The sequence below is a fragment of the Myxococcus sp. MH1 genome (assembly GCF_059738865.1).
In genome coordinates, this window is sequence record NZ_AP026947.1 from 8491970 (window position 1) to 8513006 (window position 21037).

Genomic DNA, 21037 nt, shown 5'->3' on the forward strand with positions numbered 1-21037 from the left:
CCTACCGGCCCGACGTCAGCACGCGCGACCAGAGCATCAACAAATCCCTGACCACGGGACCCTCGGGCACCTCCGCCACGGGCGGCACGTCCACTTGAACTCCGTGGGACGCCAGCCGCGTGAACGGATTGTCCGGGTCCTCGGTCTTCAACGGCACCGCCGGGTCCGCCGGCCGGAAGCCGAACTGGAGCGCCCGCTCCTGCACCGGCCGGCTGTGCAGATAGCGAAGCCACTCCAGCGCCGCTTCCTTCTGCGCGGGCGTCACCCAGTCCCCCTGCAGCACCGCCGCCGGGTGGTCGCTCCACAACGTGAGCGCGGGATATGACACCTTCAGCTCACCCCACCGCCCCTGCGCCTGCGACACCTGCGCAATCGCCAGGTTCTCGTACACCACCGCGATGTCGTAGCGCGAAGGCCCGAAGCGGACCATGTCCGCCATGAAGGTCCCCGTCGAGGCCTCGAAGCGCGTCACCCCCCGCTCCAATGCCTTCATCCAATCCTGGTACCCCGGGTCCAGCAGGTCCTCCACCGTGAGCCCACCCCGCTTGCCGTAGTACTCCAGCGTCGCGAGCAGCAACGCCTGCAGCCCCGAGTTCGAGCGCGTCGGGTCCGTGTGGCCCAGCTTCACCAACCCCCACTCCCCCTTGCCCCCAATCGCCGGCCAGCCCCGAGGGCTCGTCACCGCCTTCTGGAGGACCTTCCACGACACCGCGCCGCCACCACTCGCCTTGCGCAGCACCTCCGCCCGGTCCGCCCACACCACGAACACCAACGGCGTTATCACCAGCGGACGCGGCGCCTGCTCACCGGCCTCCGCGAACAACGGCCGACGCGTGGCGTCCGTCGCCCAGTCCGACGCGAGCATCCGCAACACCGCGCTGTCCGCCGGGCTCCACACCGTGGGCTGCTCGCGGCCCTCCAGGATGGCCTGCGCGGCCTCCAGCGAGCCTCGCCCCACCAACGTCAGACGGATGGACGGGTGCGCGCGCTCGAAGTCCCGCGCCGCCGCCTCCACCCAGTCCTTCTTCTCCGTGCTGTAGAGGAAGGTGACGTCCACCACCTTGCCCGGCCTCGAGGGCCGGGACACCGAGGTGGGCAGCGGCGTCCCCGCCTCCGGGACCTCCGTCGACCGGGGCCCCCGCTCCGAGGTCAGGTACAGAACCCCACCCAGCGCGGCGATGAAGCCGACGACGATGAGAACCCTGGGTGTCATGTGCCGCCGCGTCCCCCATCCAGCATGTCGCGCCTCAGGCCTCCAGCCGGGAGAGTCGTCCCGCCAGCGGCGTCTCGCTTCCCGCACTCACGCCCTTGACCCACTCGGACAGCGAGCCGCCGGACTCGGACAGCTTCTTCTCCACGTGCGGCCGCAACTGATTCCAGCGCTTCGCCCAGCCCTCCTCGGAGGCGCTGCCCTTGAACCCGGGGCGCTCCGCCAACAGCAGCCCCAGCCGCAGCGCCAGCTCCGGCTCGCCCAGCGAGTCCGCGCGACGCACCATGCCCAGCTCGCCCGACTCCGGCGCGGACTTCCACAGCGCCACCGCGCGGCTGAAGGCGGCCACGTCCAGCTCGCTCAACAACCCCAGCGCGTGGCGCAGCGGCAAGCGCCCCTCCTTCGGAGTCGCCACCACGCGCTTCATCAGCGCCTCGAAGACGGGCGCCAGCTGCGCGTGCGCGGCCGGGTCCACGCCGCCCAGGGCCCTGAGCGCCCTGCGCGCGCGACGGGCGCGAGAGGTGACCTCCCAGCTGCGCCAGCCCAGGCGGGCCCGGAGCCCCGCGAGCGCCTCGGCGGCGGCGTCCAGCGTCGCCTGCGTCGGCGTGGCCACGGGCACGCGGCGCGGCAGCGGCGTCTGCTTCGGCGCGGCGGGAGGCGCGGCCACGGCGACGGCGGGAGCGCCCCCTTCCGTCACCTCCTGGTAGCCCTCGCGCACCTTCTCTGCGACCTTCTTGTCGTACTCCTTCTGCGCGCTCGCGGCGTCGGCGAAGGCCTTCTCCTTGCGCTGCCCAGCGGTGCCGATGCGGCCGAAGGTGACGATGAAGACGTTGCCCTGAACCTCCGGCTGCCAGAACTTGGAGCTGGTTCCCTCGACGAACTCGAACCTACGCATGGCCCATCCTCCCGGTGCACTGGCCGCCCACAAGGCTACCGCACACGCACCCGGCGCGCCTCAGGCGGCCTGTGACGATTTCTCCTGGAACGCCGCCTCCATCTCCTTCAGTCCCATGGCGCGCGGCATCCGCCCCTCGTAGCCCAGCTCCTGGCGGGCCTTCTCGTCGCTCACCGTCACCTCGCGGCCGATGAGCAGGACCTCGGTGCGGCTGAGCGGCGGCCGGCCCGGAAGTCCGAAGGTCCCCCACACGAGGTCCGCCACCGTGGCCACCACCGCCGCCAGGCCGTACGGAATCGTGCTGGTGCCCGGGTCCACGCCCTGGGTCCTGAGCATCGCGGTGACGAAGTCCCGGAACACCACGGGCTCCCCGTCCGTGAGGAAGTACGCCTCGCCGCCCCGCCCCTTCTCCGCGGCCAGCAGCATGCCCTCCACGCAGTTGACCACGTGGCAGGTGGAGCTCAGGTAGCGCCCGTCTCCCACCCACTTGAAACGTTTGGTGCGCACCGCGTCCACCATCTGCGGCAGCACCGACGTGTCGCCGAGCCCCCACACCAGCCGGGGCCGCACCGCCACGGTGGTGAAGTCCGCCGAGTTCACGCTCAGCACCCGGCGCTCGGACTCGTTCTTGGTGGACGGGTAGTCGCCGATGGGGCGCTCGGGGAGCGGCCAGGACTCGTTGGCCTTCACCAGGGGCGTGCCGTCCGCGAGCACCGCCTCCGTGCTGACGTGCACGAAGCGCTTCACGCCCGCGGCGCGCGCGGCCTCCAGGACGCGCTCCGTGCCGCGCACGTTGGCCTCGTAGTACTCCGCGCGAGGGGCCCACGACTTCACCAGCGCGGCCGAGTGGAAGACGGTGTCGCAGCCCTGCATGCCGCGCGCGAGGACGTCCACGTCGGACAGGTCGCCCTCGAAGGGCTCGCCTCCGGCGGCCGCCACGGTGGACATGGCGACGGGCGAGCGCGCCAGGGCACGCGCCGGCTCGCCGCGCGACTTGAGCGCCGCCAGGAGATACCTGCCCACGAAACCGGAACCGCCGGTGACGAACGCCCGCATGGACCGCTCCTCCACGAATGAGGTCCCGGGCTCCTACCACCTCCTGCCCTCGGGGCGGTAGCCACCCGGGCCCCTGGCGGGCCTGCCGTGTCAGAACATGTCGCGCAGGGACGGCTGGGGGCCGCCGAACAGGGCCATCGCCGAGCGCACCGAGGCGTCATCCGCCTCCACGAGCCCCACCGAGCGCAGCGCGGCCGCGGACTGGAAGCCCGTGTACAGCGTCGCGAGCTGGCGGATGTCCAGCTTCAGCCGGCCCTCGCCTCCGCGCGTCACGCGGCCCACGCCGTCCTGGACGTCGAGCACGAAGCGACCGCGGTTCTCCTCGAACAGCTCGTCGGCCACCTCGAGGTGCAGCGAGCCGGACAGCCCCGGCGTCCAGCCTCGCGACTCAAGCGCGCGCCGCACGTCGAGCACGCGCGCCATCCAGTGCATGTAGACCTTCACGGTGTACGACTGCTCGCGAAGGAGCAGGAGGAACGGGTCGTCCGGGCCGCCGTACCAGACGACCTCCGTGCCCAGGGAGTGGTGGTCACCGAGGAAGCGCAGGAGCCTGCGCGCCGCCGCCGGGGTGCTGGCGACCAGGTCGGTCAGGGCCAGTTCCTGGCGCAAATCCTTGAGGGGCCTGCGCGCGAGGTAGACGTAGCCCTCGATGCCGGAGGCACCCTCGACGAGATAGCCGTGGACCTGCTCGGAGCGGGGGTTTCGCACGCGGGTCCACGAGAACTCGCTGCGGTCCAACCAGCCCGGGCGGAGGCTCGCCTCGCGGTTGTAGCAGGCAGTGATGGCGGCCTCATCGCGCGGCTCGATGGCGCGGAGTGACAGCGTGCGCTCGCCCATCTCGAGCGCGGCCATCTGCACGCGGATCTCATAGCGGGCTCCAGCCTGTTCGTAGCCGGCGCGCCGGTAGAGCGGCTGGGTGGCGGGGTACAGGATGGACAGCGCGGCGCCGGAGGCACGGGCCTCCTGGACCAGCCGGGTCATCAGTCGACTGGCGGTGCGCTGTCCGCGGTGGACAGGGGAGACGCCCACGCCGCCCACGCCGACGACGGGCACGCTGCGTCCGCCGAACCACTGTCCCTTGCGGATGGAGACCAGGGTGCCGGCGACCTTGCCACCTTCGCGCAGCAGTCGGAGGTCGTTGGAGTCCAGGCGCTGTCGCCACGCGGCGCAGTCCGCGGGCGTCATGGCATAGGCATGCATCAAGATGTCCGACACGGCGGAGATTTCCTGCTCGTCTCTCGGCGGTCCAAAGTCGTCCGACGTCGCTTCCACGTCTGATGTCCTCCTGCCGGGCACATCCGCGAGCCCACGCGGCATCCTACCGGCGGTCCACCTCCTGCTCACGAAACTGGCGCGAGGCGGCTGACGCTGGCGGTAGCATGGAGCGCACCCTGCCCCCGAAAGGACGTCGCCTTGCGATTCGGCGCCTGCGCCGTGGTTGTGCTGCTCCTGTCGGCCTGCGCGACGTCGGCACCTGAGCCTCGGGAGCGCACGTCCCGGAGCCCACGGCTCGCCAATCTCCAGCGAGCGGCCTCGCTGCCGTGGATGGACCAGGGCCGGTGCGCCGTTCGCGAAGCCTCCCAGCCGTGGCCCCTGCTCGCGGAGCGGTGCTATCGGGCCCTTGACCATGAACGACTCGAGTTCCGTGACACCACGGGGAGATGCTCGGTGGCCTCCACTGGCGCCGCCGCCGTGGCGCTCGGACTCTGTGTCCTGGCGGCTCCCGAAATCATCGTGGGCACCATCATCGTCCTGGGTGTCGTGGTGGTCGCCGCGGCCATTCACGATGCACTGGAGGTGCATGAGCTACGACACCGCTACGCCGAGGAAGCGGGAGATACCTCCGGAACGACGCAGACGCTCGGAGCAGCAGAAGGCAACCGGAAGCCTGAGCGGGCCCCCGAGGAGCAGGGCGCACAACCGCCTGTGCCACCTCTGCCCGTGGGCCGCTCGCGCCATCCCCACTGCGAGCCCGTTCCCGTGCCACGTGCCTCCAAGGATGTGGCCCACAATGCCTGTGCCGACAGCTTCCCACCCAATCGGTACCCCGGCATGGACGTGAGCGTGAACGGGATTCGCTTCGATGCACTGCAAGTCGGCGCGCGCGTGCTGTGGGAAATCAAGACCCACCGCTTCGACACATACAATGGCTTCATCCAGGAGCAGGAGCTCGCGAAGGAACTCGTGCAACTGAGCAAGGAGCGAGACACGGCCATCGACTGTGGATACGACTTTGTCGTCGGCGTGAGCACCGAGGCACACCGGGACGCGCTGCTCAAACAGGAATCCAACTTCACGATCGTCGTCACGGGATGCCAGAGATGACCCCGCAGAGCCCTCTCGTCCTCAATGTCTACGCGCCGGCGCTCACAGGTGCCGACCCACGGCCGCTCGCCACCGTCCAGGGGCTGGAGCACGCCTTGCCCGGCTTGCGCTTGGATCGGACGGTCACCGAAAGCCGACGGCTCGCCGCTCTGCCTCAACGCGATGAGTGGTTGACCGAAGCGGGCATGCGCGGCGAGTTCCCGTTCGTCTGCAACGGCGACGAGCGTCACCCGGTCATCATTTCGGGACGCCTCCGCTCAGCGAACGTGAGCCCGGGGAGGCGGCCACAACTCCAGGTCCATGCGAAGCTGCCGCTGGATGCGACGGTTGCCACTGCCGCATCAGCCGTGCTCGAAGCCGTGGCCGAGGGCGTACAAGCCTTCTGGGGTCATGCGACACCGGATGACGCCACACTGGACATCGCGTTCCAGACAGCCCCCACACGGGAGGGACCACCCGCGCCTCGCCGGGGACTGCCTGCCCTGAAGCTCTTCCAGCACATCCGTCTGCCCGAGATTCCCTATCACCTGGGATGGTTGAACTACTGGTCCGCGGACGCCGTGCGAGCCCTCGGATTCCCGGACCCTTCGCTCGACGCCGAGTTGCTGTCGCGAGCGCGTCGTACGGAGTCGGGCGGGTGGCTCGTGCAACTCACCGAGACTCCGCTCGACCTGGACAGCCCCGCCCACCTGGAGACGCTCCTGCGAACCTACGAGCGCTTCCCGGAGATAGGCGGACGCGTGTCACGCTGACTCCGCCTCACGTCCCGACGCGCTTCATCTTCGCGTAGAAGGACGGCGCCAGCAGGTACGCGAACGTCGCGTCGCCGAACCCCAGCAGGTCTCCGTCCCGCAGGTGCATCTCCCCCCCGGACTCCACCTCCTGGGCGTTCACGAACGTGCCGTTGCTCGACTTGAGGTCCACCACCGTGCAACCCGCGGACGGCCCCCACCAGCACAGCTTCGCGTGACGCTTGGACACCGAGGGCTCGTTGACCACCAGGTCGCAGTCCGGCTGCCGCCCCACCGTGAGCACGTCCTGTCCGCCCACCGGCGGCAGCGTCGCCACCGTGAGCGCGTCGAAGTGCAGCCACAGCGCCACCTGCTGTCGCTCCAGGCTGGGGATGTCCCGCGCCATCGTCGTGCGCGCCGCGCCCATCTTCAGCGCCAGCTGCGCCATCACCGGACTGGGCGGCTTCTGCACCAACACGAACGGCCCCACCTGCTTGCAGAAGAAGGCCTCGGTCAGCCGCGAGCTCAACGCACGCAACTCCTGAACCGTCATCATCGCGACTCCCCCAGCGCTCTCACGCGCGCGATTCTGCGGGCCCCCCCGTCACGCGTCGAGTCTTCTCGTCACCGAATCCTCCCACCCCTCCCCCAACGCCTTGAGCCGCAGGGGCACATCCAGCCGATGCGCGAGCCAGTGCCCCAGGTGCTCCACCGGCCTCCGGTCCACCGTGTCCCGCATCAACTCGAACGAGCCGTCGGCCGACCGCAGCCACAGCGAGAACACGATGTCCCCTCCGTCCTCCGAATCCTGACGGCGCCGCGTCACCTCGAGCCGCTCCACCGGATAGCGCACCGCGTGAATGCGTCCCAGCCCTCGCGACCTGCGGACCAGCGCCCCCGGACGCACCTCCCAGGCATTGACGCCTCGCAGCGTCCACAACGCGAACCGCAGCATCCACGCCGCCAGCCCTCCCAGCACCCCCATCAGCAACAAGGCCACGACGCTCGTCCCGTCGAAGAGCTGCCGCCAGGCCAGGAGCAGCATCGACAGCAGCAACACCATCCCCAACACCCCCTGCACCCAGGCCCAGCGGAGCCGGGTCGTCCGAGCCGGCAGGACCCAGACACCTCCCTCCACGGCCACCACCTCCCGCCCCATCGGCGCGACGTGCTTCAGCTCCGAGACGGGCCCCCCCACCCCCGACACCTCCCGCATCCGCGCCCACAGCGCTTGATGCTGCTCCGCCGTTCCCCCCTGGGACAAAGCCACCTCTTCGCCCGTGTGCCGCAGCCCCATCACCGCCTGGCCTTCACGTCGGAGATACACATCCACGAGCCCGGAGAAGTCGATCCGCGTGGACCGCCCCCACGGACCGACCATCGAGCGGCGCGTCACCCCTCGCGGGTCCACCGTCACCTCCTCCCGCACGAACATCGCCCACAGCAGCCCCACCTGCGCCACGAGGCCCACCGGAACCCAGACGCACAACCACAGCGCCAGGAACAGCACCGCCAGCACCGCGCCCCAGCTCGACGTGAAGCCTTGCGGCGCATCGACCGCCAGCGGGACGGACCTCAGCAGCGCGAGCACCAGCTTCCCGAGCGCCGCGCCGGGCACCACCACCCCCGCCAACCACCCCACCGTCCAGAACACCCAGCCGAGCCCCATCATCACCCGTGAGTGCGCGGAGGGCCCGAACCTCGCCCGCCAGACCTCGCCTTCCTGGGTGAGCCACGTCACGCGATGCCTCCTGATGAGCCTCCGTGTGCCCCGGTCACAAAGGCCCGTGCCCACGATGAAAAGTCTGTCACCCCGCTGTCACGTCCGCGACGACGAAGCGCGTTCATGCCTCCTCGTCGGACTCCTGGCCGTAGCGCTCGTCCCGCGTGGTGAGGATGTGGCGATAGGGCACCACGCGCACCAGCTCCGCCACCGTGGTGATGCCCGCGTCCACCTTGTCCAGCGCGTCCTCCACCAGCGTGCGCAGCCCATGGGACCGCGCGTGCCGACGCAGGTGCACCGTGGGCTCCCCCCGGGCGATGAGGTCCTGCAGGTCCGGGTCCACCACCAGGAGCTCGAAGATGCCCAGACGCCCCTTGTAGCCCGTGTGGTTGCACGCGGCGCAGCCCTGCCCCACCTGCGTGCGCACGCCGTTCAACAGCCGCCCCAGCAGCTTCGACTGCTCGTCCGTGGGCCGCATGTCCACGGTGCACTGCGCGCAGATGCGCCGCACCAGTCGCTGCGTCAGCACCGCCAGCAGCGAGTCCGCCACGTCCACGTCGTCGAGCCCCAGGCCACGCAGGCGCGCCACCGCGCCCACCGCGTCCGCCGTGTGCAGCGTGCCCAGCACCACGTGCCCCGTGGCCGCGGCCGTCAGCGCCATGCTGCCCGTCTCCAGATCACGCACCTCGCCCACCAGCATCACGTTGGGGTCCTGGCGCAAGAGCGCGCGCAGCAACGTCGCGTACGGCATCTGCGGCGTCACCTGCTTCTGGTTCACCTTGGGGACGTAGTACTCGATGGGGTCCTCGGCGGTGACGATCTTCTTCAGCCCGTCGTTCAGCTGCGCCAGCGCCGAGTACAACGTCGTCGTCTTCCCGCTGCCCGTGGGCCCGGTGACGAGCACCAGTCCCTCCGGATTCGCCAGCAGTTGCAGGAAGACGGCCTGCATCGCGGGAGACATGCCCAGCTGCGCCACCGGCACCAGCCCCACGCTCGCGTCGAGGATGCGGATGACGACGTCCTCCCCCGCGGGGCTCGGCACCACGCTGACGCGGAAGTCCACCACCTTGCGACCCTCGGGCCGCTCGACGAGCGCGCGCAGCCGCCCATCCTGGGGGCGCCGGCGCTCCGTGATGTCCAGTCCCGCCAGCACCTTCACCCGGCTGACGACGCCCGGCAGCGAGCGCGGGTCGATGTCCGTGTACGACTGGTGGAGGATGCCGTCGATGCGATAGCGCAGGTCCACGTCGTCGAAGTAGCTCTCCACGTGGATGTCGGAGGCCTTCAACTCCACGGCGCTCACCAGCACGTGCTCCACCAGCTCCACCGTGGTGGGCGGATTCGACATGCGCGTGCCGGGCGTCAGCACCACGTCCGCGGTGACACGCGGCCCCGCGCCGAAGCCCACCTCCAGCGCGGACTCGATTTCATACGGGTTGAGCCGCACCACGCGCAGCGGCCGGCGCAGGAACTCGGTGATGAGCTCCAGGACGGAGGGCTGGTCGGGGTTCGTCATGCCCACCGTCACCGGCGCGCCGTCGGCCTGAGGGTCCACCTTGTCCAGCACCGCGACCTGGTTGCGACGACAGAAGGACTCGGGGAGCCGGCGGAGCGAGGCACGGTCCAGGGTGAACTGCGCGAGCTCGGCGAACTGAGAGGGGGTGTCCTCGGCCATGTCCCGTCCGGCTTAGCAGCCTCGTCCCGGGGAACGCCATCCTCTGGCGTCCCTACCGCTCGAGCTCGCGCTTGAACCGCACGCCGAGGCGCGGCGCCAGCCAATCGCCCAGGTGCTCCATGCGCGAGCGCTGCGAGCCCGCCTGGGACAGCTCCATCTGGCCCGAGCCCGTGCGAATCCACAGCGAGAACACCTCCCACGTGCTCCCGTCATGTTCGCTCTCGGTGCGTCGCAGCTCGAGCCACTTCACCTGATGACGCACGCGCTCGGGAGTCCCCAGGCCATGCCAGACACGCTCCAGTGAACCCGGGCGCAGCTCCCACTCCCATCGCGCCTGGAGCGCGGGCAGCGCGTTCAGCCCCGCCCAGATTGCCGCGGCCACGAGCACCACCGCGAGCAGCGTGTCCTCCACCGTGAGCCCATCGATGGACTGACGCCAGCCCACCATCGCCGCCGAGGACATCAGCAGGAGCGCCACCCCGCCGCGGACCCAGGCCTTGCGTGCCACATCCCCCCGGTCGTCGCGCAGCACCACGACGCCATCCGGGAGCGTCAGGGTCTCCTTCCCCCGGGGCACGCTCTTCTCGGGCTCCAGCGGCGTGGGCCCCAGCTCCGAGAGCGTGCACAGCATCTTCCACAGCGCATCGTGCTCCGACGACAGCCCCAGTGAAGCCAGCCGGACCACGCGTCCCGAGTGCAGTTGCAGCTCGACGCCGCCGATGGGCTTCGGCACGGCCGCCACCTCGGTGAACGGCAGGTAGCACCGCTCGCTGCCAGGGCCGTTCCACCGCCTCCACGTCACCCCTCGGGTGTCCATCGAGACCTGGTCCTCGCCCCAGAGCGAGCGCAGGAAGAAGCGCCCCACGCGGACGCCCACCACCAGCCACACCGTGAGGAAGGCGATGAGCGCCAGGCCTCCGAGCACCAGCCCCACCGCCTGGACGTTGCGCATGTCCGAACGGAGGCCCATCGGCGCGGGGTCGAACGACACCCGAAGCACCTCGACGAGGAGGTCCAGCCCCAGCTTCAGGCCCCCCAGCCCCACCGCGCACCAGACCAGCAGCATGACGCCATGGAGCGCGCGACGCTGAGGGTCCGCCTTCAGTCGCGTCTGCCAGACCGGTACCGCCCTCGCTTCGGCCATCCTGTGCTTCCCCCTCGATGCGCGACGAGCACGCGCTGCCTCCTCAGGCACTCGGGCCTCGTGAGGAAAGCGTGTCACCGCATTGTCACCCACCCGCCGTCGCGCTGCTATCCTCGGCCGCCATGAAGCGCCCCACGGAGCCGGACGCGCCCGCGATGCCGTCGCTGCTCGTCTTCGCCATCGCGGTGCTGCTCTTCGGCTCGCCGCTCCGGCGTCTGTGGTTGGCGGAGGACGCGCCCGGCTACCTGCCCTTCGTCGTCTGGCTGGGCGTCATCGCCCTGGGCGGTTGGGCCGCGTACCGGGGCGGTGGCCATGACGCTTGAGCTGGGCTCGCTCGTCGCCGCGTCCGTCGTCTACCTGCTCGTGCTGTTCCTCGTCGCCTACGCGGCGGAGCGGGGCCTCATCTCCTCGCGCATCACCCAGCACCCGCTGGTGTACGCGCTCGCCCTGGGCGTCTACGCCACGTCCTGGTCCTACTTCGGCAGCGTGGGCTACGCGGCCCGGCACGGCTACCGCTACCTGGGCATCTACCTGGGCGTCACCCTGGCGTGCCTGCTCGTGCCCGTGCTGTGGCGCCCGCTCCTGCGACTGACGCGTGAGCTGCAGCTCACCTCGCTCGCGGACCTGCTCGCCTTCCGCTACCCGGGACAGACGACGGGCACGGCGGTGACGCTGTTCATGCTGGCCGGCAGCCTCCCCTATCTCGCGCTCCAGGTGCGCGCGGTGGTGGAGTCCGCGAAGGTGCTCAGCCCGTCGGCCTCGCCCACGCTCGTCGGCATGGGCTTCTGCGCGGTGCTCGTCGTCTTCTCCGTCCTCTTCGGCGCGCGCCACCTCACCCCGCGCGAGCGACACGAGGGGCTGATGCTGGCCATCGCCTTCGAGTCCGCCGTGAAGGTGGTGGCGCTCGTCGCCGTGGGCGCGTGGGCGGTGTCGCAGGTGTTCGGCGGCGTGGACGGATTGTGGACGTGGCTGGAGGCGCATCCGGAGGCGGTGGAGCAATTGCAGCGCCCCGCGCGCGAGGCGTCGTGGGCGCCCCTGCTGGTGCTCTCGTGCGCGGCGGCGTTCCTCACCCCGCGCAGCTACCACGTCGCCTTCACCGAGGCGCCCGAGAAGGACGCGCTGTCCACCGCGACGTGGGCCTTCCCGCTGGTGCTGCTGGTGATGAACCTCGCGGTCCCCGTGGTGCTGTGGAGCGGCGAGGCGCTGGGGCTGCCCTGGCCCGCGGACTTCCACCTGCTCGCGGTGCCCGCCTCGCGCGGCGCGACGGGCCTGGCGCTGGTGGCCTTCCTGGGGGGCGTGTCCGCCTCCAGCGCCATGGTCATCGTCACCACGCTGGCCCTGGCGCCCATGTGCCTGACGCACCTGGTGCTGCCCCTGGGCTACGCGCGCGGCCAGCCGCACCTGTACGGCTGGCTGCTCTGGGCGCGGCGGCTGCTCATCGCGCTCATCATCCTGGCGGGCTACGGCTTCTACCGCCTGCTCGACACGCGGGGGATGGGGCTGGTGGACCTGGGCCTCGTGTCCTTCGTCGCGGTGGCGCAGTTCGCGCCCGGCGTGCTGGGGCTGCTCTTCTGGAAGCGGGCCACGCGCGCGGGGCTGCTCGCGGGCCTGGGCGCGGGCGCGGCGCTGTGGATGGTGACGCTGGTGGTGCCGCTGTGGGCCTCGCCGGGCGTCGTGGCGTGGACCCACCGCGTCTCGGCGCTGCTCGGCTTCCCGAGCGACGAGCCGTGGGGCTTCTCCACCTTCGCGTCGCTGACGCTCAACACACTCGCCTTCGTGGGCGTGTCCCTGGTCACCCGACAATCGCAGGCGGAGACCGAGGCCGCGCGGGCGTGCACGCGGGAAGGCCCCGGGCTCGTGTCCGGCGGCGTGGAGGCCGGCTCGCCGCGGGAGTTCCGCGAGCGACTGGCACCCCTGCTCGGCGAGGAGGCCGCGTCGGCGGAGGTGGACCGCGCGCTGGAGTCGCTCGACATGTCCCCGGACGAGCGGCGCCCCTCCGAGCTGCGCCGCCTGCGCGACGGCGTGGAGCGGAACCTCTCGGGCCTGTTGGGTCCGGTGCTCGCGAGGCTCACGGTGGCGGAGGCGCTGCGGCTGGAGCCCGGCACCCGCGCGGCGCTGGCCGAGCAGCTGCGCTTCGTGGAGGAGCGCCTGCGCGACGCGCGCGGCATGCAGGGCCCGGTGCGCGCGGTGGAGGCGGTGCGGCGCTACCTCAATCGCATCCTCGAGGACCTGCCCCTGGGGGTGTGCACCGTGGGGCCCGACGGTGAGGTGGTCATCTGGAACGCCGCGCTGGAGCGGCTGTCCGGGGTGCGCGAGCACGCCTCGCGAGGCCACCCGCTGGGGGACCTCCCCGCGCCCTGGGGCTCGCTGTTGTCCGCCTTCTCGGCCGGCGCGGAGGCCGACACCGAGACGCGCGTCGTCGTGGCCGGCGCCGAGCGCACGCTGCGGCTGCACCGCTCCCGACTGACACCCGACGAGGAGGGCGGCGGCACGTCCGAGGGCATGGCGCTGCTCGTGGAGGACCTGACGGAGAAGAAGGCCGTGGACGCGAAGCTCGCGCACCAGGACCGGCTCGCCTCACTGGGCCGCGTGGCGGCGGGCGTGGCGCACGAGATTGGCAATCCCCTCACGGCCATCGCCAGCCTCACGCAGAACCTCAAGTACGAGCTGGACGACGCGGAGGCGGTGAAGGAGCGCACCGGGCTCATCCTCCAGCAGTGCCGACGCATCGACGCCATCGTCCGCGCGCTGGTGGGCTTCAGCCACGCCGGCACCGTGGGCGGCGAGGCTCGCCCCTTCGCGCGCGTGGAGGTGGGGCCGCTCCTGGCGGAGGCGCTCCAGCTCGCGCGGATGGCGCGCTCGGCGACGCGCTCCCGCGGGGTGAGCTTCGAGCACCGCGGCGCCGAGGGGCTGGTGGTGCTGGGCGACGCGCAGCGGCTGGAGCAGGTGCTCGTCAACCTGCTCACCAACGCGGTGGATGCCTCGCCCGAGGGTGGGCGCGTGGAGCTGGAGGCGCAGGCCCAGGAGGGCCGCGTGCACCTGCGCGTGCTGGACCGGGGACACGGCATCTCCTCGGAGCTCACCCAGCGCGTCTTCGAGCCCTTCTTCACGACGAAGCAGCCGGGCGAGGGCACGGGCCTCGGGCTCGCGTTGGTGGCGGGCATCGTGCGCGAGCACGGCGGCACCATCCAGGTGGACAACCGGCCCGGGGGAGGGACTAGCGTGACGGTGAGCCTGCCCGACGCGCGAAGCCACCCGCCCCCCGCGCGTCCCGTCCCGGGAGCCACCCTGTGAGCCGCATCCTGGTCATCGAGGACGAGCCCATCATCCGCACGGAGCTGCGCCGGCTGCTCGTGCGCGCCGGGCACGACGTGTCCGAGGCGGGCGCGGTGCAGGAGGCCGCGAGCGACTACGCGCTCGACTCCTTCGACCTGGTGCTGTCGGACCTGCGGCTGCCGGGCGCGCCGGGCACGGACGTCATCGCGCTGTGTCCCGGGGTGCCGGTGCTCATCATGACCAGCTACGCCACGGTGAAATCCGCGGTGGACGCGATGAAGCTGGGCGCGGTGGACTACATCGCCAAGCCGTTCGACCACGACGAGCTGCTCCTCCAGGTGGAGCGCGTGCTGCGCGAGGGCAAGCTCACGCGGCAGAACGCGGCCCTCAAGCGCGAGGTGGAGCAGTCCTACTCGGTGAGCGGGATGGTGGGCGGCTCCGCGGCGATGCGCGACGTCTTCGAGCGCCTGCGCAAGGTGGCCCCCTCCCCCGCCACCGTGCTGGTGCTCGGGGAGTCCGGCACGGGCAAGGAGCTGGTGGCGCGCGCCCTCCACGCGCAGAGCCCTCGCGCGGACGGCCCCCTCATCTCCGTCAACTGCGCGGCCATCCCCGAGGGCCTCCTGGAGAGCGAGCTGTTCGGCCACGAGAAGGGAGCCTTCACCGGCGCGCTCACCGCGCACGCGGGCCTGGTGGAGGCCGCGCACGGCGGCACGCTCTTCCTGGACGAGGTGGGCGAACTGCCCGCGCCCGCGCAGGCGCGCCTGTTGCGCATGCTCCAGGACGGAGAGGTGCGGCGGGTGGGCTCCACGCGGCCTCGCAAGGTGGACGTGCGCATCGTCGCCGCCACGCATCGGGACTTGCCCCGCCGCGTGCAGGAGGGCGCATTTCGCCAGGACCTCTACTTCCGGCTGCGCGTGGTGGAGATCCGCCTGCCGCCCCTGCGCGAGCGCGGCGAGGACCTGCCCGTGCTGGCGAAGTACCTCCTGGAGAAGGCATGCCGCAGAATCGGCCGCCCGCCCGCGACGCTGTCCCCCGAGTCCCTCCAGGCCCTGATGACGCACCCGTGGCCCGGCAACGTGCGCGAATTGGAGAACGCCCTGGAGCGCGCCGTCATCCTCTCCGAGGGCCCCGTCATCACCCCGGACCTGCTCGCGCTGGAGCTGCCCGGTGGCGAGCTGCTCGACGCCGCCGAGCCCGCCGAGCCGGAGCCCGAGGAGACGGGCGGCGGCTCCATGGAGGAGTACTTCCGCCGCTTCGTGCTCGAGAACCAGGAGCACATGGGCGAGACGGAGCTGGCCAGGCGTCTGGGCATCAGCCGCAAGGCCCTGTGGGAGAAGCGCCAGAAGCTCGGCCTCCCTCGCACCCGCGCATGACGCACCGCCGCGCCGTCCTCGACGCGACAGGTCGCTTGCGCACGATTCGTTACGACGCATTGCGCGATTCGTTACCGAGGTAACGCACACGTCACCTTCCGTAACACCCTGACGCGCCGAGCCAACCTGCAACGTCCCGAATCTTGTCGGAGGCGGGGTTGGCCGGAGTGTTGCTCAAGGAGGGTGCATGCCCCCCTCCCCCCTGCGCTCGTCGCCGCTCCTGGTCGCGCTCGCCGTGGTCCTCCTCCCGCTGGGCTCCGCAATCGCAGGCAAGATAACCATCAACGACGAAGCGAACCTCAACATCAACCTGCTGCTCCAATCGCAGGCACAGGTCATCAAGGACGGGGCGCCCAGCGGGGGCGTGGGCACGGACTTCTTCATCCGCCGGGTGCGGCTGCTCGTCTATGGCAACGTGACGAAGCGCCTGTCCTTCTTCATGGAGACGGACCAGCCCAACTTCGGCAAGGACAACAACTACAACGTCGACTTCTTCGTCCAGGACGCGTTCGTGTCCTACGAGTTCGCGGACAAGCTCTGGGTGGACGTGGGCATGCTCATCGCCCCGTTCTCGCGCCACAACCTCCAGGGCGCCATCGCGCTCAACTCGGTGGACTACCACTCGAGCGTCATCCGCTTCACCGCGGGGGTGGGGAAGATATGGCGGGACATGGGCGTGCAGCTGCGCGGCTTCGCGGGGCCGGTGGGCTTCCGCGCGGCCATCATGAACGGCGCCGAGGGCACCAAGCGCGAGGACGCGCCCACCGTCAACCCGGATGACCTGCCGCGCGGCGTGGCGATGGTGCGCTGGAACTTCCTCACCCGCGAGGAGGACCTCTTCTTCCAGGGCATCTACTTCACCGACAAGCCGCACCTGTCCGTGGGCGTGGGCGCGGACTACCAGCCCTCCGCCATCGCCACCGCGTCGGGCGTGCACGACTCGGTGGCCTTCTCCGCGGACACGTTCCTGGACTGGCCCATGGGCCATGACCAGGAGCTGGTGTTCCAGACGGGCGTGTTCCACTACCGCCAGGGCATGGACAACCCGCAGAGCGGCACGGGCGTCCAGGCGGAGCTGGGCTACCGCATCGCCAAGGTGGAGCCCCTGGTGTCCGTCGAGTACTTCAACTCGCGCGTCACGAACCAGGACTCGCTCATCTTCCGGCCCGGCTTCAACGTCTGGTTCCAGAAGCACACGTTCAACCTGAGGACCGAGGTCGCCATCGCGCGCGTGGGCGACCTGTCCAACGCGGACACCGGCGTCACCGGCACCGCGCAGCTCCAGTTCTTCTACTGACCCCCTGCCCGTCGAGGACCCCCGATGACTGCCCAGAAGGATTCGTTCGTCGCGCCCAAGGAGCACTTCTCCCGCCAGGCGCACGTGAAGAGCATCGACGAGTACCGCGCCCTCCACGAGAAGAGCCTGCGCGAGCCCGAGGCGTTCTGGGGCGAGCAGGCCCAAAGGCTCACCTGGTTCCACCCGCCGGAGGCCATCCGCGAGGTGGACGCGGAGCAGGTGGACTTCTCCTGGTTCAGCGGCGGCAAGCTCAACGTGGCCTACAACTGCGTGGACCGCCACGCGCGCGAGCGCTCCGGCAAGGCCGCCATCATCTGGGCGAAGAACGAGCCGGGCGAGTACGAGACCATCACCTTCCGCGACCTGCAGCACCACGTGGGACGCGTGGCCAACGTGCTCAAGGCCCACGGCGTGAAGAAGGGCGACCGCGTCTGCATCTACCTGCCGATGATTCCGGAGCTGGCGTACACCATGCTGGCGTGCGCGCGCATCGGCGCGGTGCACTCGGTGGTGTTCGCGGGCTTCTCGTCGGAGTCCTTGCGCGAGCGCATCCTGGACTCGGGCGCGAGGGTGCTGGTCACCGCGAACGAGGGGCCTCGCGGTCCCAAGAGCGTGCCCACCAAGGCCATCGCCGACGAGGCGGTGGAGGGGCTCACCCAGGTGTCCTCCGTGCTGGTGGTGCGCCGCACCTCGCGCGAGGTGCCCATGGTGGAGGGCCGTGATTCATGGCTGGACCAGGAGATGTCGCGCCACCGCGGCGTGTGTCCGGCCGAGTGGATGGACGCGGAGGACCCGCTCTTCATCCTCTACACCTCCGGCTCCACCGGGAAGCCCAAGGGGGTGCTGCACACCACGGGCGGCTACCTGGTGTACGCGGCGACGACGCACCACTACGTCTTCGACGTGCGCCCCGACGACGTGCACTTCTGCACCGCGGACCTGGGCTGGGTGACGGGCCACAGCTACCTCCTGTACGGCCCGCTCACCAACGGCACCACCACCGTGCTCTTCGAGTCCACGCCGTCCTATCCGGACTCCGGCCGGCTCTGGCAGGTGGTGGACGACGTGAAGGCCACCGTCCTCTACACCGCGCCCACCGCGCTGCGCGCGCTCATCAAGGAGGGCGACGGCTTCGTGAAGAGGTCCTCGCGCAGGTCGCTGCGGCTGCTCGGCAGCGTGGGCGAGCCCATCAACCCGGAGGTATGGCGCTGGTACCACGACGTGGTGGGCGAGGGCCGCTGCCCTATCATCGACACGTGGTGGCAGACGGAGACGGGCGGCATCCTCATCTCCCCGCTGCCGGGCGCGACGCCGTGCAAGCCGGGGAGCGCCACCCTGCCCTTCTTCGGTGTGGAGCCGGTGCTGCTGGACGACGAGGGCCGCGTCATCGAGGGCAACGGCGTCAGCGGCAACCTGTGCCTGGCGCGCTCGTGGCCGGGGCAGGCGCGCACGCTGTACGGCCACCACCAGCGCTTCGTGGAGACGTACTACTCGCGCTTCCCCAACCTGTACTTCACCGGCGACGGCTGCCGGCGCGACGAGGACGGCTACTACTGGATTACGGGCCGCGTGGACGACGTGCTCAACGTGTCCGGCCACCGGCTGGGGACGGCGGAGGTGGAGAGCGCGCTGGTGGCGCACGAGGCCGTGGCCGAGGCCGCCGTGGTGGGCTTCCCCCACGACATCAAGGGCACCGGCGTGTGCGCCTTCGTCACCGTGAAGCCCGACTGGCAGGAGACCTCCAGCGAGCAGATGGTGGGCGCGCTCAAGGAGCAGGTGCGTCACGTCATCGGCCCCATCGCCACGCCGGACCGCGTCGTGGTGGTCAACGGCCTGCCCAAGACGCGCTCGGGCAAGATCCTGCGGCGCATGTTGCGCAAGATTGCGTCGGGCGAGACGGAGAACCTGGGTGACTCCACCACCCTGGCGGACCCGACGGTGCTGGACGAATTGCTCACCAAGGCCACGCCCGTGCAGGCGCGGCGCTGATTCCCACCCCTACCCGGAGCTCAAGCGATGTCCTCCCCATCTCAAGAAGAGGCGTTGGAAAGACTCGCGGCCGCGCGCTGGCGGGTGGCCGCCGTCCTCACCGTGGCCACGCTGGTGGCCTACTTCGGCTTCATCCTGCTGGTGGCCTTCAACAAGCCGTTGATGGGCCAGCAGCTCGTCCCCGGTCTGTCGGTGGGCATCCTCCTGGGCGCGCTCGTCATCGTGACGGCCTGGGCACTGACGGGCATCTACATGATCTGGGCGAACGGCAAGTACGACCGGGCCCTGCGCGAACTGCGTCGTTGAGAGGAGAATCCGCATGAATCCCCCTTCGGCAACGGGCACGCAGCTGGGCCAGCCCAACTCCACGGCCATCCTCTTCTTCCTGCTCTTCGTGGGCGTCACCCTGGCAATCACGTACTGGGCGGCGCGCAAGACGAAGACGACGTCCGAGTTCTTCGCGGCGGGCGGAGGGGTGAGCGCGCTGCAGAACGGCTTCGCGCTGGCGGGCGACTACATGAGCGCCGCCAGCTTCCTGGGCATCGCGGGCCTGGTCGCCATGTCGGGCTTCGACGGCCTCATCTACTCGGTGGGCTGGCTGGTGGGCTGGCCGGTGGTGACGTTCCTCATCGCCGAGCCCCTGCGCAACCTGGGCAAGTACACCTTCGCGGACGTCGTGGCGTACCGGCTCAAGCAGACGCCGGTGCGGCTGGCCGCGGCGCTGGGCACGCTCACGGTGGTGAGCTTCTACCTGATTGCGCAGATGGTGGGCGCCGGCAACCTCATCCACCTGCTCTTCGGGCTGTCCTACGAGGTCGCCGTCGTCATCGTCGGCGCGGTGATGATCCTCTACGTGCTCTTCGGCGGGATGATCGCCACCACGTGGGTGCAGATCGTGAAGGCGGTGCTGCTGCTGGCGGGCGCGTCCGCGCTGGCGCTGGCGGTGCTCTACAAGTTCGGCTTCAGCCCGCTGGCGCTCTTCAGCGAGGCCACCCGCCAGTACGGGGAGAAGACGCTGGCGCCGGGCACGCTGGTGAGCAACCCGCTGGAGACGATTTCGCTGGGCCTGGCGCTGATGTTCGGCACCGCGGGCCTGCCGCACATCCTGATGCGCTTCTACACGGTGCCGGACGCGAAGGCCGCGCGCAGCAGCGTGTTCTATGCCACGGGCCTCATCGGGTACTTCTACCTGGTGACGTTCATCCTCGGCTTCGGCGCGTCGGTGCTGGTGGGCCGGCAGGCGATCACGAGCGTGGACAAGGGCGGCAACATGGCGGCGCCCATGCTCGCCGAAGTTGTGGGGGGCACGGGCTTCCTGGGCTTCATCTCCGCGGTGGCCTTCGCCACCATCCTCGCGGTGGTCGCGGGCCTGACGCTGTCCGGCGCGGCGGCGCTGTCCCATGACTTGTGGTCCAGCGTGGTGCGCAAGGGCCAGGCCCCCGAGCACGAGCAGCTCAAGGTGGCGCGGCTGGCGAGCCTGTTGCTGGGCGTGCTCGCCATCATCCTGGGCGTGGCCTTCAAGGGACAGAACGTGGCCTTCATGGTGGGGCTGGCGTTCGCGATTGCCGCGAGCGCCAACTTCCCCGCGCTGCTGTTGTCCATGGCGTGGAAGAAGTTCACCACCTACGGCGCGGTGGCGAGCATGTTGACGGGCTCGTTCAGCGCGGTGGTGCTCATCTTCCTGTCGCCCACCGTACAAGTGGACCTGATCAAGAACACGAGCGCCCTGTTCCCGCTGAAGAATCCAGGCATCATCACCATGCCATTGGCTTTCATCGTGGGGGTGCTCGTGTCGCTGATGTTCCCGGAGCGCGAGTCCAGCGAGCGCTTCGCCGAGGTGAAGCACCGCATGCACATGGGCGCGGGCAGGCCTTCGGTGGCGCCCGAGGCCGCGGCGGCCTCGGTGGAACACACAGGTCGGACACCGACTCCCACGCCCAGCAAGGCTTGATGCCATCGAGATAGCCCTCCTCCGTCACTGCTCCTGGGGAGGAGGGCGGGGGTGGGCGCCGGGCCTCCAAGGGGCCCGGGGCCCGCCCCTCTTGCTCAATCCCTGACAGCAGACACGCTGGAGCGCTGCTCCCGCTGGCGCGTGCGCGCGGTGCAGACGGCGCTTGTGCGCGGGCGCGTCGATGCCCGACGGGCGCGCGGCCTCCTCCGCGGACAAGCCCTCCACGTCCCAGGGGCGCAGCGACTCCCGGTCCGACGTGGACAGTGTCCCGGGCGCATCCCAAAGCACCGCCCCCGACTCACGCGCGTGCGCCACGTCGTCGAGCGCGGGCTCGGAGGAGACCACCGGCCGCCCCTGATTCATGCGCGTGCGCCACGCCGTCGAGCACAGGC

General features: G+C 70.6%; 18 protein-coding genes. 9 read left to right on the forward strand and 9 right to left on the reverse strand.

Annotated features, from left to right (window positions below; all coding sequences use genetic code 11):
• Position 1: 1 nt before the first annotated feature.
• From AC6JA9_RS33375 to AC6JA9_RS33390, 4 genes are all read right to left on the reverse strand, one after another.
• Positions 2-1213: a substrate-binding domain-containing protein gene (locus AC6JA9_RS33375; RefSeq protein WP_223748064.1), complete on the reverse strand. Its 1212-nt coding sequence runs from the start codon at positions 1211-1213 to the stop codon at positions 2-4.
• A 34-nt stretch (positions 1214-1247) separates the two neighbouring features.
• Positions 1248-2105 carry a WGR domain-containing protein gene (locus AC6JA9_RS33380; protein ID WP_223748063.1) on the reverse strand — a complete coding sequence of 286 codons (858 nt, stop codon included), beginning with the start codon at positions 2103-2105 and terminating at the stop codon, positions 1248-1250.
• A gap of 60 nt (positions 2106-2165) precedes the next feature.
• Positions 2166-3161: an NAD-dependent epimerase/dehydratase family protein gene (locus AC6JA9_RS33385; protein WP_223748062.1), complete on the reverse strand. Its 996-nt coding sequence runs from the start codon at positions 3159-3161 to the stop codon at positions 2166-2168.
• Positions 3162-3251: 90 nt separating this feature from the next.
• Positions 3252-4433 (reverse strand): GNAT family N-acetyltransferase, encoded by a 1182-nt coding sequence (locus tag AC6JA9_RS33390; protein WP_497958368.1) that lies wholly within the window; start codon positions 4431-4433, stop codon positions 3252-3254.
• Between the two features lie 396 nt (positions 4434-4829).
• Here AC6JA9_RS33390 and AC6JA9_RS33395 point away from each other — a divergent pair, with 396 nt between their 5' ends.
• Positions 4830-5486: a DUF6310 domain-containing protein gene (locus tag AC6JA9_RS33395; RefSeq protein ID WP_370640357.1), complete on the forward strand. Its 657-nt coding sequence runs from the start codon at positions 4830-4832 to the stop codon at positions 5484-5486.
• The gene (locus AC6JA9_RS33400; protein ID WP_223748059.1) at positions 5483-6238 is read left to right on the forward strand and encodes a DUF5953 family protein; all 756 of its coding nucleotides are present in this window, start codon (positions 5483-5485) and stop codon (positions 6236-6238) included. Before AC6JA9_RS33395 ends, AC6JA9_RS33400 begins: the two co-directional genes overlap by 4 nt.
• Positions 6239-6245: 7 nt before the next feature.
• Here the strand turns inward: AC6JA9_RS33400 and AC6JA9_RS33405 are convergent, their stop codons facing one another.
• The 4 genes from AC6JA9_RS33405 to AC6JA9_RS33420 all read right to left on the reverse strand — a co-directional run bounded on the left by AC6JA9_RS33405 (position 6246) and on the right by AC6JA9_RS33420 (position 10759).
• The gene (locus AC6JA9_RS33405; RefSeq protein WP_141332062.1) at positions 6246-6773 is read right to left on the reverse strand and encodes an FHA domain-containing protein; all 528 of its coding nucleotides are present in this window, start codon (positions 6771-6773) and stop codon (positions 6246-6248) included.
• Between the two features lie 48 nt (positions 6774-6821).
• Entirely contained in the window at positions 6822-7958 is a 1137-nt protein-coding gene (locus tag AC6JA9_RS33410) for a hypothetical protein (RefSeq protein WP_497958369.1), read from the reverse strand.
• A 103-nt stretch (positions 7959-8061) separates the two neighbouring features.
• Positions 8062-9615: a GspE/PulE family protein gene (locus AC6JA9_RS33415; protein ID WP_497958370.1), complete on the reverse strand. Its 1554-nt coding sequence runs from the start codon at positions 9613-9615 to the stop codon at positions 8062-8064.
• Positions 9616-9667: 52 nt separating this feature from the next.
• The gene (locus AC6JA9_RS33420; RefSeq protein ID WP_497958371.1) at positions 9668-10759 is read right to left on the reverse strand and encodes a hypothetical protein; all 1092 of its coding nucleotides are present in this window, start codon (positions 10757-10759) and stop codon (positions 9668-9670) included.
• Between the two features lie 122 nt (positions 10760-10881).
• Here AC6JA9_RS33420 and AC6JA9_RS33425 point away from each other — a divergent pair, with 122 nt between their 5' ends.
• From AC6JA9_RS33425 to AC6JA9_RS33455, 7 genes are all read left to right on the forward strand, one after another.
• Positions 10882-11082 (forward strand): hypothetical protein, encoded by a 201-nt coding sequence (locus AC6JA9_RS33425; RefSeq protein WP_046715727.1) that lies wholly within the window; start codon positions 10882-10884, stop codon positions 11080-11082.
• Complete coding sequence (locus AC6JA9_RS33430) at positions 11072-14053, forward strand: ATP-binding protein (protein WP_426745283.1); 2982 nt, start codon at positions 11072-11074, stop codon at positions 14051-14053. The genes AC6JA9_RS33425 and AC6JA9_RS33430 overlap by 11 nt, the downstream gene beginning before the upstream one ends.
• A complete protein-coding gene (locus AC6JA9_RS33435; RefSeq protein WP_223748054.1) occupies positions 14050-15408 on the forward strand; it encodes a sigma-54-dependent transcriptional regulator in 1359 nt (452 codons plus the stop codon). Before AC6JA9_RS33430 ends, AC6JA9_RS33435 begins: the two co-directional genes overlap by 4 nt.
• A 364-nt stretch (positions 15409-15772) precedes the next feature.
• Entirely contained in the window at positions 15773-16705 is a 933-nt protein-coding gene (locus AC6JA9_RS33440; RefSeq protein ID WP_483578578.1) for a porin, read from the forward strand.
• A gap of 24 nt (positions 16706-16729) precedes the next feature.
• Complete coding sequence (gene acs / locus AC6JA9_RS33445) at positions 16730-18694, forward strand: acetate--CoA ligase (RefSeq protein ID WP_497958372.1); 1965 nt, start codon at positions 16730-16732, stop codon at positions 18692-18694.
• 27 nt (positions 18695-18721) lie between these two features.
• Complete coding sequence (locus AC6JA9_RS33450) at positions 18722-19000, forward strand: DUF485 domain-containing protein (protein ID WP_046715732.1); 279 nt, start codon at positions 18722-18724, stop codon at positions 18998-19000.
• Positions 19001-19013: 13 nt separating this feature from the next.
• Positions 19014-20645, forward strand: coding sequence for a sodium:solute symporter family transporter (locus AC6JA9_RS33455; RefSeq protein WP_497958373.1), 1632 nt, complete (start codon positions 19014-19016; stop codon positions 20643-20645).
• Positions 20646-20669: 24 nt separating this feature from the next.
• Here the strand turns inward: AC6JA9_RS33455 and AC6JA9_RS33460 are convergent, their stop codons facing one another.
• Entirely contained in the window at positions 20670-21008 is a 339-nt protein-coding gene (locus AC6JA9_RS33460; protein WP_426745279.1) for a sigma-70 RNA polymerase sigma factor region 4 domain-containing protein, read from the reverse strand.
• Positions 21009-21037 lie beyond the last annotated feature (29 nt).